General features: G+C 46.3%; 10 protein-coding genes. 4 read left to right on the top strand and 6 right to left on the bottom strand.

What is annotated here, in order from left to right:
- The first annotated feature begins 6 nt into the window (after positions 1 to 6).
- A complete protein-coding gene (locus R8O70_RS04650; RefSeq protein WP_054579549.1) occupies positions 7 to 495 on the top strand; it encodes a DUF2489 domain-containing protein in 489 nt (162 codons plus the stop codon).
- Between the two features lie 184 nt (positions 496 to 679).
- Positions 680 to 2,071: an oxygen-independent coproporphyrinogen III oxidase gene (gene hemN, locus R8O70_RS04645; RefSeq protein WP_017821952.1), complete on the top strand. Its 1,392-nt coding sequence runs from the start codon at positions 680 to 682 to the stop codon at positions 2,069 to 2,071.
- Between the two features lie 69 nt (positions 2,072 to 2,140).
- Here hemN and add read toward each other — a convergent pair whose 3' ends face one another.
- The 6 genes from add to glnA all read right to left on the bottom strand — a co-directional run bounded on the left by add (position 2,141) and on the right by glnA (position 10,770).
- Positions 2,141 to 3,145, bottom strand: coding sequence for an adenosine deaminase (gene add / locus R8O70_RS04640; protein ID WP_005382965.1), 1,005 nt, complete (start codon positions 3,143 to 3,145; stop codon positions 2,141 to 2,143).
- A 147-nt stretch (positions 3,146 to 3,292) separates the two neighbouring features.
- Positions 3,293 to 5,839, bottom strand: a complete 2,547-nt coding sequence (locus R8O70_RS04635; protein ID WP_258645028.1) for an EAL domain-containing protein — start codon at positions 5,837 to 5,839, stop codon at positions 3,293 to 3,295.
- Between the two features lie 102 nt (positions 5,840 to 5,941).
- Complete coding sequence (gene glnG, locus R8O70_RS04630) at positions 5,942 to 7,345, bottom strand: nitrogen regulation protein NR(I) (RefSeq protein WP_017821941.1); 1,404 nt, start codon at positions 7,343 to 7,345, stop codon at positions 5,942 to 5,944.
- Between the two features lie 57 nt (positions 7,346 to 7,402).
- Positions 7,403 to 8,449 (bottom strand): nitrogen regulation protein NR(II), encoded by a 1,047-nt coding sequence (gene glnL, locus R8O70_RS04625; RefSeq protein ID WP_017821940.1) that lies wholly within the window; start codon positions 8,447 to 8,449, stop codon positions 7,403 to 7,405.
- Between the two features lie 133 nt (positions 8,450 to 8,582).
- Positions 8,583 to 9,164, bottom strand: coding sequence for a DUF4124 domain-containing protein (locus R8O70_RS04620; protein WP_170890695.1), 582 nt, complete (start codon positions 9,162 to 9,164; stop codon positions 8,583 to 8,585).
- Positions 9,165 to 9,360: 196 nt separating this feature from the next.
- Positions 9,361 to 10,770: a glutamate--ammonia ligase gene (gene glnA / locus R8O70_RS04615; RefSeq protein ID WP_005379275.1), complete on the bottom strand. Its 1,410-nt coding sequence runs from the start codon at positions 10,768 to 10,770 to the stop codon at positions 9,361 to 9,363.
- 530 nt (positions 10,771 to 11,300) lie between these two features.
- Here glnA and typA point away from each other — a divergent pair.
- Complete coding sequence (gene typA / locus R8O70_RS04610) at positions 11,301 to 13,130, top strand: translational GTPase TypA (RefSeq protein WP_005379276.1); 1,830 nt, start codon at positions 11,301 to 11,303, stop codon at positions 13,128 to 13,130.
- Between the two features lie 72 nt (positions 13,131 to 13,202).
- Positions 13,203 to 13,745, top strand: coding sequence for an AAA family ATPase (locus R8O70_RS04605; protein WP_065275007.1), 543 nt, complete (start codon positions 13,203 to 13,205; stop codon positions 13,743 to 13,745).
- Positions 13,746 to 13,749 lie beyond the last annotated feature (4 nt).

Raw genomic sequence — 13,749 nt, 5'->3', positions numbered from 1 at the left:
TAAGCTATGAATGTAACCTTATTAGCTATTGCTGGTGTTGTGATTATCATCGCACTCGCTTCTTATGCAGGTTACCTTCTGCTTCAATTGAAAAAGCAAAAGGAATTGCAGCTGAAGCATCAAAAATTGGCGATAGACAAACGTAACGCCAACATTTTTGAGAATGTGCATACCTTGTGTCAGGCGGGCATTCAAGGGCAGTGCGATTTATCTGAAATCAGTATCCGTGTGTATAACATCATGGATTATGTACAAGGTGAAGACCGCGTTGATTTCGATAAAACGTACCCTGCGATTTCTGAGCTTTACCACATAGTGAAAGATATGGCGCGTGGCGAAGAACGCCAAAAACTTGCCAAGAAAGAGCGTATGCAACAGAACTTGACGCGTCATAAAGCGGAAAGCCGCCTCACTGATGCGATTATTGAGGAGCTCAAAGTGTTGCAGAAAAACGTCCAGCCACTGAATAATCAAATCAATATTCAGATGATTTAAGCGCGACCTCCAATAGTCTCCTTATGGCTAATGGGGGTATCGTGATCACGCTAGCACTTCTTTAGTTTTATACTTAAAAAGCCAGTCGGCGTTGCCACGCTTGTCATCGTCGTATGGCAAAATAGCGGCTCTGAATATCGGGTGACGGCTTTCGTTGCCCTAGCATTTAACGGAAAGTACCACCATGTCGAATCAACACACTGAATCGAAACAGCAAATCGTCTGGGATCAAGCGGTATTGGATAAGTACAACTATTCCGGGCCTCGTTATACGTCGTACCCAACGGCGCTGGAGTTTCATGAAGCGTTCACCATTTCTGATTATGATATGGCATGCACTCAATACCCAGAACGCCCATTATCGCTGTACGTACACATTCCGTTCTGTCACAAGCTTTGTTACTACTGTGGATGTAATAAAGTCATTACGCGCCACTCGCACAAAGCGGATGAATACCTCGACGTGCTTGAACACGAAATTCGTCAACGTGCTGCATTACTTGTGGGTCGCACCGTGACGCAATTGCATTTTGGTGGTGGTACACCGACGTTTCTCTCTGAAAAGCAAATCACGCGTGTAATGAGCCTGCTACGCCAAGAGTTTACTTTTAGCAGCGATGCTGAAATCAGTATCGAGGTTGACCCGCGTGAAATAGAGCTGACCATGCTGGATCATCTGCGTAGTGAAGGCTTCAATCGCTTGAGCATCGGTGTTCAGGACTTCAACAAAGAAGTGCAAAAGCTGGTGAATCGTGAGCAAGATGAAGAGTTCATCGTTGCGATGGTTGCGCGCGCAAAAGAGTTAGGCTTTCGTTCGACGAACCTAGATTTGATTTACGGTTTACCGAAGCAGACCAAAGAATCTTTTGCCAAGACTCTAGAACAAGTGCTAGAAATGCAGCCGGGCCGTCTATCCGTGTTTAACTACGCGCACATGCCACAGCTATTTGCAGCGCAGCGTAAGATTAAAGACGAAGATCTGCCAAAGGCAGAAGAGAAGATGGCGATTCTGCAAGACACCATCGCGACACTGACTGATGCTGGCTACCAATTTATCGGTATGGACCACTTTGCTTTGCCGGACGATGAACTTGCTGTTGCCCAGCGCGAAGGTATTTTGCATCGCAATTTCCAAGGCTACACCACACAAGGTGAATGTGACTTGGTTGGCTTTGGTGTTTCTGCAATCTCGATGATCGGCGATGCGTACGCGCAAAACCAGAAAGAGCTGAAGAAATACTACGCTCAAGTCAACGAACTTCGTCACGCTCTATGGAAAGGGGTCTCTCTGGACTCCGATGATTTGCTCCGTCGTGAAGTGATTAAGCAGCTGATTTGTAACTTCAAGTTAGACAAGAAAGCCATTGAGTCTGAGTTTAAAGTGAGGTTTGAACAGTACTTTAAAGAAGATTTGCAGCTACTTCAGACCTTTATTAACGATGAGCTGGTGGAAGTGGATGATAATGAAATTCGTGTGACGCTGCGAGGTCGTTTGTTGATCCGTAATATTTGTATGAGCTTCGATAAATACCTACGAGCAAAGGCACGTCAGCAACAGTTCTCTCGTGTTATTTAATCAGAGATACAGATTCAAGATATAAAAAATGCCAGCAGATGCTGGCATTTTTTTATGTTTTCGCTGGATTTAAGCGCGATCTTTTACTTTTTCTCTCAGTTCCGATTTTTCTGCTTCTGAAAGGAACGCAATCTCAAGGCCATTGATTTGCGCTTGGCGAATCTGGTCTTGGCTCAGGCCAGCGGCTGGTGCTGCTACTTCGTATTCGTATGGCAGTTCGATGCCTTCAACCGCTGGATCGTCAGTGTTCAGACACGCAAGAACGCCATGCTCTAGGAACTGCTTGAGAGGGTGGTTTTCTAGCGTTTCTACCGTACTTGTTTGGTAGTTTGACGTCAGGCAAGATTCAATACCAATGCGGTTTTCTGCTAGGTAATCCATCAGTTTTGGATCGTGAATCGCTTTTACGCCGTGACCGATACGAGTTGCGCCCAGCTCATTGATTGCTTGCCACATGCTCTCTGCACCTGCTGCTTCACCAGCATGGACCGTTACCCCAAGGCCAGCATCGCGTACTTGCTTGAAGTGAGACACAAAGCGATCACCCGGTTGGCCTAGCTCGTCCCCCGCAAGGTCGACGGCAACGATGTGATCTTTCTGGCTCAGAATGCCGTCCAGTTCTTGTTGACATGCGTCAGTGCCAAATGTGCGACTCATGATACCGATCAGGTTGGCTTTCACGCCAAAATCGCGCATACCCGCTTGCACACCGTCCACGACGGCTTCAACAACCCCCGCTACTGGTAGTTTGTGTTTCATCGCCATGTAGTAAGGAGAGAAACGCAGCTCTGCGTAATCGATTTGTGCGTTTAGCGCGTCTTCTACGTTTTCGTACGCGACACGACGACATGCATCTAGATCGCCCAGTACAGCAACACCCCAGTCGAGCTTAGAAAGGAAAGCAACAAGAGAGGGTTCCGCTTCGACAATTTGAACGTGAGGAGTGAGAGACTCAATATCGTACGCTGGTAGGGCAATGCCAAACTTTTGGCCTAGCTCAAGAATCGTTTTAGTACGAATGTTACCGTCGAGGTGACGGTGCAAATCAGTAAGAGGAAGGTTCTTCGTTATCATTTTGTCGATCCGGATAGTTATGAACTGGAACAGGGCCCAAACATCATCTGTGACAATACATGGGTAAGATTTGCAGTTAAGTATAAATAACAGTTGGGTAGATTGTCAGTAGAGGATGACTAGGAAATCAACGATTCTCGCTCTTTTCTACTTCATGTTCACCAAATGTGTTGGCCATTCTTCTAGTGGCATAGGGCGGCTGTAGTAGAAGCCTTGCACCTGATTACAGCCTAAAGAGCGCAGTAATTGTGCTTGATTGCTATCCTCGACACCTTCCGCGACGACATTAGTTTTGAGACCTGCTGTGATATTGATGACGGCAGCGACGACTGAACTGTTTAAGTTTTCTTGTGTGAGTTGATTGATGAAGGTGCGATCAATCTTCAAGCAGGTAAACGGCAGAGAGTGGAGGTAACCCAGTGATGAGTAACCGGTGCCAAAGTCATCTATCGCGATACCAATACCCATTTCACGCAGTTTAGTCATGTTTTCTAGTGTGGTCGGTGCGCTATCAATGATACGTGATTCTGTGATCTCTAGTGTGAGGTTACTTGCTGGTAATTTCGTGATATCCAATACGCTTGTCACCGTATCAACAAAACTTGGGCAAGATAGTTGATTAACGGAGATATTCACATGCAGTTGGAAGTCCGACGGCCACTGTTTGCTTTCGATCGCTTGGTAAGTGTCGCGACAAGCTTGTAACAGAATCTGTTGGCCGATGGCTTTGATCATGCCGCTTTCTTCCGCGATTGGGATAAAATCTAATGGTGACACCATACCTGAGTCGCTATGCCAACGCGCAAGTGCTTCGGCGCCACACACTGTGCCACTGTCGAGATCCACAATCGGTTGGTAATGAGGAATAAACTCTCGGTTTTCAATGCCAGTTTGGATCTTGGTCAGCATTTGTGTACGAAACTTTGAAGCGCTCGCTAGTTCTGGGCTGTAGTGACAAACACCAGTCAGTGAGTCTTGTTTGGCGTAACTTAATGCGATGCTGGCGTTGCGTAACCATAAAGGCATGGTTTCGTTTGGCTGGGTTTGTACAATACCAAGTGAAATCTTCATCACTACATTCTCGCCTTCCACCATAAATGGGGTGGAAAAGAGTTGCTGTAATCGACGCTCGGTTTGTTTAATTTTGGTTTCCGTGTCGACATTTGAGAGAAACACCGCGAATTCGTCACCACCAATCCGAGCCAATAATGCGTTGTCACGAAACTGCTGTTTTAACCTTTTAGCGATGCTGACCAACAGCTGGTCGCCGTTGTGATGACCCACACTGTCGTTGATATCTCTAAATTTGTTGATACCAAGTAAAAATAAACTGCCGTGACAAAGATCAGACTGATTTTCACAGATTTCGACCAAACCCTGACGGCTATATAAGCGTGTCAGAGAGTCATAAACCAACTGTTCACGCAATGTTTTGAATGACGCTCTTAGATTGTTCGCCATTTCATTAAAAGCATGGACCAGTACGGTTGTCTCATACACATAACCAGGCTTTGGCATGCCGCTATCCCAATCCCCATTTGCCAGGTGCTGAGCGGCGGCGGCCGTCGCGTTAATTGGTCTGGTAACTCGGTTGAAAATGATCCAACTGATGGCGATACCAAATAGGCTTACAATAATGCCAACGAGCCAGCTCTCTTGCTGGCTTTTTGGTAACAGGCCGAGAAGCTCAGACTCCGAAATGGAGGTGCCGATAAACCATGTTAAGCCGTCTTGGTCTCGATACGGGGTTAGCCGACTGAAAATACGTTGGCCATCATGTTCAAATGAAAAAGTATAAGGTTGCTTGGTGTTGTTGAGATCGAAAGACCGGACTCGGCTCGCACTGATTTTGATGATCGGGTCTGCGTTTTCAGCGGCAAGCAAACGCTGCCCTTTATCCGAAAATTTTGTGCCCCATGAGATGACGCTTCCCGGGCCTGAGTGAGCGATTAAACGATGATCTGGGTCCATGATGTAGACCGACGCTTTAGTGTTGTATTTTAACTCGCGCAGGAATTCGTTGAATGTATTGATACGAATGTCTGTCACCAAAACACCAGCAAATTGGTCGTGTTTGTACACCGGCGTCATGGCTGATAGCGTAATATCCTGGCGTTCATCAGCATTGGTATAAATTTCAGACCAAGTGGCGTTTTGGCTCTCTGCAACGGGCTTATACCATGGGCGAGTGCGAGGATCGTATTGGGAGATAACCGTTCGAATGTTGTTACTCACATGGTTGGTTCCATAAATAACCAGATCACCATCGGTGTGGCGATCTTGCACCATTAAGGTGTAATCGTCGGAAAGTTCGCGGCGAAAGCCTGCAAAGTCACCGTTTTCTGAACCAAATGCGATTACATCCAACTGCGGTATCGATTGGTAAAGATTTTTGAATGCACTTAGCAGGTAGTTTTGAATGTCTGAGGTATCGTGAGGGCGATAAAGGTTGTGATAGCTGACGTTGTGCGCGAGAGCCATAACCGCAGTAAAAGGCTTACGTAGATAGCTATTGAGGTGGTCGTGGACACTTTCGGTTAACACGGAAAGTTGCTTGTCACTGATATCCGTGACCACTTCTTCGTAACTTTGTTTTTGGACGTAGACAATGACACCGATCGCCAGTAAGAAGATCATGACAAATGGAATCAGAACAGCAGTACGCAGTGTAATTTGAGTCGTAGCAGTAGACATCGTCTAATCACATAGATGGTGGTGCGCCACAATTGTACTGATGTTTTTATTAATATCGAGTGACAAACGACGCTCGTTGTTAACGCACCACGTAAGTGATTGTCAGTACAATTCTTTTAATTTTCTGGTGAGTGTATTTCGCCCCCAGCCTAATACTTTAGCGGCATCTTGCTTATGACCTTTAGTGTGCTCTAAGGCTGCTTCTAATAAAATGCGTTCAAATTCTGGTAAAGCGTAAGAAAGTAGTTCTTTATCTCCTGCTGCGAGTGAATGCCGTGCCCAATCCGCCAATTGTTCTTGCCAACTACCATGTGCAGAGTCTGAAATGGATTTTTTCTCTTCGAGTAGTTCGCTTGGCAAGTCATTTGGTAACACTTCGCTACCACTGGCCATAACGGTTAACCAACGGCAAATATTCTCTAATTGACGAACGTTGCCAGGCCAATCAAGGCGGTTAAGAATCTCCACGGTCGATGGGTGGAGAGTTTTTGTTTCCACACCAAGCTCATCAGCCGCACGGATAAGAAAATGCTGTGTAAGCTTTTCAATGTCTTGCTTACGCTCACGCAGTGCCGGGATCTGCACGCGAATCACGTTTAAGCGATGAAAGAGGTCCTCACGGAAGTCACCTTCTTGCACCAGCTTTTCTAAGTTCTGGTGTGTTGCCGCGACAATTCGTACATCGACACTGATCGGAGAGTGACCGCCCACTCGATAAAACTGCCCGTCAGCTAGAACGCGTAGCAAACGAGTTTGAATGTCCAATGGCATGTCGCCGATTTCGTCTAAAAATAGAGTGCCGCCATTGGCTTGTTCGAATCGTCCTTGACGAACATTGTTTGCCCCCGTAAACGCGCCTTTTTCGTGGCCAAACAGTTCTGATTCAATCAAGTCTTTGGGAATTGCCGCCATATTGAGCGCAATGAAAGGTTTGTTAGCACGTGGACTGTGACGGTGCAGTGCATGAGCAACGAGTTCTTTACCCGTGCCCGATTCACCGTTAATCAAGACTGAAATAGAGGAGCGAGAAAGACGACCAATGGCGCGAAACACCTCTTGCATCGCTGGTGCTTCACCGATAATTTCAGGCGTTTCTGCTGGAATGTCTTCTGGAGAGAGCTGCTCGCGTTTGTTTTCGTGGCTGTGTGCAATGGCTCGTTCAACCAGAGTTAAAGTTTCATCAATATCAAAAGGTTTTGGTAAATATTCAAAAGCACCTTTTTGGTACGCATTCACTGCCGCATCTAAATCTGAATGCGCGGTCATGATAATCACGGGAAGGTCTGGGTAATCGCGCTGTACTTGCTTTAGTAGCTCCAACCCATCAATACCTGGCATGCGAATGTCTGATACTAGAACATCCGGCACTTCGCGTTCGAGCGCCATTAACACGCTTTCTCCATCGGCATAGGTTTCACATTTGATGTTGGCAGAGGAGAGTGTTTTCTCCATTACCCAGCGAATTGAACTGTCGTCATCAACGACCCAAACATATCCTTTACTCATGTAGTAATCCTTGCAGCAAACCGAAAAGCTGACGCGACTTGAAGTCCATTAGCGCACTCAGATCGGCAGATAAATAGTAAATGTTGTGTGACCAGGCCAGCTTTCTACGTCTATTTTTCCATTGTGCTGGTCGATCAAATTTTGCGAAATAGATAGCCCTAATCCAGTTCCTCCCTCGCGGCCACTGACCATGGGATAGAACAGCGTGTCTTGTAGTTCCGGTGGAATACCTGGGCCGTTGTCTGTGATTTCGACACGAGCAGCGAGTTTACAGCGTTTGCCGTGAATATTGGCTTGATGCACCGTTCTGGTGCGAATGGTTATTTTCCCGTGCTCTTGATGGCTAAGAATTTGTGCGGCGTTGCTGACGATATTAAGCATTGCCTGCTCGATTTGGTCTGTATCCATCAAAATCTCTGGCAAGCTTGGGTCATAATCTCGTTCAATGATGATTGAGCGTTGTGACTCTAATTCAACCAGTTGGCGAACCTTTTCAAGAATTTGGTGCAGATTCTCTTGTGTCTTCTTACCTGGCTTCTGCGGTCCTAGTAATCGATCCACGAGCGCCCTTAAACGGTCTGCTTGCTCAATGATGATGTGTGTATATTCGGTGAGAGAGGGCTCTGGCAGCATTTTTTCTAACAATTGCGCCGCACCGCGTAAGCCGCCAAGCGGATTTTTGATCTCATGTGCAAGCCCTCGGACTAACAGCTTCGCCGCTTGTTGTTGGGCGTGTTGGTTCAGTTCTTGAGAGAGTCGGCGCTGCTGATCAATTTTGCGCATCTCGACCAGAAGCATTAACTGCTTTTGCCAAGTGATAGGGCTAACCGTCACCTCTAGCATTAAAGGGCGGCCATCAACAACGAAAGTGACGTCACTGTCGGTGATGCTTTGGCCACTTTGCAACGGTTGAGTGAGCAGCGCGAGATCCAGCGACGCATGCTGAATCAATTGAGAAAGTGATTGTTCAATAATTCGTTTGGCGCTTTGAGAAAACAGCAATTCGGCAGCCGGATTGGCATAACGGATGGCCAATCCATCATCAAGAATCAGCGTTGCTGTCACCATATTGTTGAGAATGGCACTAGGAAGACTGGTATCCACATTACGTCCTTGTTTTGCTTTAAGATTGTGCGATGCACAATAATGGTGCAATTGAACGTTAAGTATGGCGAATAAATCTTAGAAGAAAAAGTGAAAAGCATCGCTGTGATGTGATTTTTTTTCACCAGATATTCTATTTTGCCCCTTTTACGGTCGGCTTAACACTTGCTTTATGTAAATGCACCGTTATAGGGCTAGTAGATGCAATAAGCTTGCCGCTTCTTTTCGCGTGCACAGCAAGTGTGTGAGTGCCTCGGTCAATATTGTTTAACTGCCACACTATATGGTTTTGTGGTGCACCATAAGGTTTTCCATCGAGTAACAATTGCAATTGCTCACCGATACCAAGCTTGCGATTGGTTTCTAATTGAATATTGATGATGCCTCGATTACTGCGGATGGTCTCGTTGTGCTTGGGAGTCAGCATCGAGAGTTGTAATGGGAGAGGCTTCTCGGTTGTTTTCTCTGGCTTGTTTTGTGATGCAGTAGATGGCGTAGTCTGAGGTGCGAGCGATTCAGTACTTTCTACCTCAGGAGCTGGTGCGCTGGCTTCAAGGTTTGGCAGTGCGATCGCTTTTGCTCCTTTGTTTGGCGTATCACTAAAGTGAACCACGCCATTTTCATCTACCCACGTATACGCGACCTGCGCGAAGGCGATAGAGGCGATTAACAATCCGCTGAGTGCACACAGTGATGGAATAAGCTGAACTTTCATTGCTCACCTTCTCTTGTTCGATGATTTCACGTTTCAATGGCTTAGCTCTTTGACCTGTAAGGAAAAAATTCTAAGCGTATTTTTATTATCCCCTCATGTTAAACGTCGAAGCTTGACTGGCGAATACAAAAAAGGCCCGCCTGCGAGGCGAGCCTAATATTTTATTGCTGTGTTTACATTTTACACAGTGTCGACCTTACACAGAGTAGTAAAGTTCGAACTCAACAGGGTGAGTTGTCATGTTCACACGTTCTACGTCCTGAGACTTAAGGTCGATGTATGAATCGATGAAGTCGTCAGAGAATACGCCGCCCGCTGTTAAGAACTCACGATCAGCATCTAGCTCTGCTAGCGCGTCTTTTAGTGAGTATGCAACAGTTGGGATTTCTGCTGCTTCTTCAGCTGGAAGATCGTAAAGGTCTTTATCCATCGCTTCGCCTGGGTGGATCTTATTCTTGATACCGTCAAGACCAGCCATAAGCATTGCTGCGAAACATAGGTATGGGTTCGCCGCTGGGTCACCGAAACGAACTTCGATACGACGTGCTTTCGGGCTTGGTACCACTGGGATACGGATTGAAGCAGAGCGGTTACGCGCTGAGTAAGCTAGCATTACTGGTGCTTCGAAGCCTGGTACAAGACGTTTGTACGAGTTTGTTGATGGGTTAGCGAATGCGTTGATTGCACGAGCGTGTTTGATGATACCACCGATGTAGTAAAGCGCCATTTCAGATAGACCGCCGTACTTGTCACCAGCAAATAGGTTTACGCCATCTTTTGCTAGAGACTGGTGAACGTGCATACCGCTGCCGTTGTCGCCAACAAGTGGTTTAGGCATAAACGTCGCTGTTTTACCAAACGCGTGAGCAACGTTGTGTACAACGTACTTGTAGATTTGGATTTCGTCAGCTTTGGTTGTTAGCGTGTTGAAACGAGTTGCGATTTCGTTTTGACCCGCCGTTGCCACTTCGTGGTGGTGCGCTTCAACAACAAGACCCATTTCTTCCATTACTAGACACATAGCAGAACGGATGTCTTGAGATGAATCTACTGGAGCTACTGGGAAGTAACCACCTTTAACGCCTGGACGGTGACCTTTGTTACCTTCTTCGTAGTCAGAACCTGTGTTCCATGCCGCTTCTACGTCGTCGATTTTGAAGAAAGAGCCTGACATGTCTGTCGAGAACTTCACGTCATCAAATAGGAAGAATTCTGGCTCAGGACCGATAAGTACAGTATCTGCAACACCAGTAGAACGCATGAAGTCTTCAGCGCGTTTTGCGATAGAGCGTGGGTCACGGTCGTAGCCTTGCATTGTTGCAGGCTCTAAGATGTCACAACGGATATTTAGTGTTGCGTCTTCCGTGAATGGGTCAAGCACAGCAGAAGATGCGTCAGGCATCATTACCATGTCTGATTCGTTGATACCTTTCCAGCCAGCAACTGATGAACCATCGAACATTTTACCTTCTTCGAAGAAGTCTGCGTCGATTTGGTGAGCAGGGATCGAAATGTGCTGCTCTTTACCTTTTGTATCAGTGAAGCGTAGGTCAACAAACTTAACTTCGTTTTCTTGGATCAGCGATAGAACGTTTTCTACTGACATCTTGGATAACCTCCAGTGTTAATAAGCGGTAAAAGCTCGATTTATGAATTATTCATGAAACCTGGCATTGATTAATCAATTTGACTTTTCATTAATCGATGCTGTTTTAACTAAAGCCAAAACCGTGCCAAAAAAAATATTCCATTAATTTCAAGCAATTGTGTTTTTGAATGCTAGTTTGGTGCACTTGCTTGCACCAAAATGATCTTTGCTTGCACTATTATGGTGCCAAAAATCATTGTTGCACCATAATGTGACAGGTACATTGCGTATTCAGCCCAGTTTTTGAGCAAGAGTCAATTTGAATTATGCATCGATTGGAATAAAGTTGCGTTTAATCAATTCGTTCTGAGGAAGAAAATGGGCATTAAGCGTAAAAATCGCAGAAATGCTCGGGAGTAGATCACATATTTCTAGGCTTTTTGCTAAAATCTGGTACATTATGGCCGTTTTTTTAATCAGCAAATGTCGCCAGAGAGCACCCGTTCTCAGCGTGGGGGCATTTCATCTATCTAAGTGAATCAATATCCATGGCTACTCCACAGATTGATAAATTAAGAAATATCGCGATCATCGCGCACGTTGACCACGGTAAAACCACGTTGGTTGACAAGCTGCTACAACAATCAGGCACGCTTGAGTCTCGCGGTGAAGCTGAAGAGCGAGTCATGGACTCGAACGACATCGAGAAAGAGCGCGGTATTACCATTCTTGCTAAAAACACAGCAATCGACTGGAACGATTACCGTATCAACATCGTAGATACTCCGGGACACGCGGACTTCGGTGGTGAAGTTGAGCGTATCATGTCGATGGTAGACTCTGTACTACTTATCGTTGACGCAGTTGATGGTCCAATGCCTCAAACGCGTTTCGTAACACAAAAAGCGTTTGCTCACGGTCTAAAACCAATCGTTGTAATCAACAAGATTGACCGCCCTGGCGCACGTCCTGATTGGGTTATGGACCAAGTGTTCGACCTGTTCGACAACCTAGGTGCAACTGATGACCAGCTAGACTTTAAAGTAGTTTACGCATCAGCACTTAACGGTTGGGCTTCTCTAGAAGAAGGCGAAACTGGCGAGAACATGGAACCACTATTCCAAACTATCGTTGATGTTGTTGACGCGCCAAATGTTGATCTTGATGGTCCACTACAGATGCAAGTTTCTCAGCTAGACTACAGCTCTTACGTTGGTGTTATCGGCGTGGCTCGCGTAACTCGTGGTAGCGTTAAACCAAACCAGCAGGTAACCATTATTGGTGCTGACGGTAAAACTCGCAACGGTAAAGTGGGTACAGTAATGGGCTACCTTGGCCTAGAGCGTCACGAAGTGGAACAAGCTAACGCGGGTGATATCATCGCAATCACTGGTCTTGGCGAGCTGAAAATTTCTGACACTATCTGTGCACAAAACGCAGTAGAAGCATTACCACCATTGTCTGTTGATGAACCAACAGTAACGATGACGTTCCAAGTAAACACGTCCCCATTCGCGGGTAAAGAAGGTAAGTTCGTAACGTCACGTAACATCCTTGAGCGTCTTGAGAAGGAACTGGTACACAACGTTGCACTACGCGTTGAGCAAACAGACGATCCAGATAAATTCCGCGTATCAGGTCGTGGTGAACTTCACCTTTCTATCCTGATCGAAAACATGCGTCGTGAAGGCTTCGAGCTTGCGGTATCTCGTCCAGAAGTAATCATCAAAGAAGAAGATGGTCAGTTGATGGAACCGTTCGAAACGGTAACTATCGACGTAATGGAAGAGCACCAAGGCGGCATCATGGAGAACATCGGCCTACGTAAAGGTGAGCTGAAAGACATGTCTCCAGACGGTAAAGGTCGTGTACGTATGGACTTCGTTATGCCATCACGTGGTCTGATCGGTTTCCAAACGGAATTCATGACACTGACTTCAGGTTCAGGTCTTCTTTACCATACGTTTGATCACTACGGCCCTCACAAAGGCGGTAACATCGGTCAACGTGTAAACGGTGTACTAATCGCGAACGCGATGGGTAAAGCGCTAACTAACGCACTGTTCAACCTTCAAGAGCGTGGTCGTCTATTTATCGGTCACGGTGTTGAAGTTTACGAAGGTATGGTTATCGGTATTCACAGCCGTGACAACGACCTAACGGTAAACGCACTGAAAGGTAAGCAGCTAACCAACGTTCGTGCATCAGGTACAGATGACGCACAGGTTCTTACTCCGCCAATCAAGATGACTCTTGAGCAAGCACTAGAATTCATCGATGACGACGAGCTAGTAGAAGTAACGCCTGAAAGCATCCGTATCCGTAAGAAGTTCCTAACGGAAAGCGACCGTAAGCGTGCTTCTCGTGGCGCGAAATAATTTTCGTTAAGCGATTCAATTAAGAAGAAGCCTCGAGTTATGCTCGGGGCTTTTTGTTTTCTGGAGTTGAATATGAACCCGATTATTATCACCGGTGGGCCTGGTGCGGGAAAAACAACACTGCTGAATGCGCTAGACGCGTGTGGTTACGCCACGTTTCCTGAAGGGTCTCGCGACTTGATTGAGCAGCAAAGCCAGTTAGAAAATGGTATTTTGCCGTGGACGAATTTACCTGAGTTTGCCAAGTTATGCCTTGGGTTGATGGACAAACAAAAGAGTGATGCGCGTTGTCATGATGTTGCGTTTGTTGATCGCGCCATCCCCGACATCATTGCATACCTACAAGTGGGCGGCTGTAAGGTTGACCAAGCTTTCTTAACCGAAAGCGCTGGGTACCATAGTCAGGTGTTTACTTGTCGACCTGAAGCATCCATTTACGTACAAGATGAAGTGCGTCCGCACAGCTTTGAAGAAGCATTGGAGATTCATCAGTCGTTAGTGAGTGTCTATACTGAGTTGGGTTATGAAGTGGTAGAAGTGCCATGGGGAACTGTGCCAGAGAGGGTAGGCTTTGTTCGAAGAGTCATCGGTTTACTCGGTAAGGTCGCCGACTAAAACC

It is taken from the genome of Vibrio sp. 779(2023), from assembly GCF_033344285.1.
In the GTDB taxonomy this organism is placed as follows: Bacteria; Pseudomonadota; Gammaproteobacteria; order Enterobacterales; family Vibrionaceae; genus Vibrio; species Vibrio alginolyticus.
Note: the sequence above shows the minus strand (reverse complement) of the source record. Positions and strands in the feature narration are given on the sequence as shown.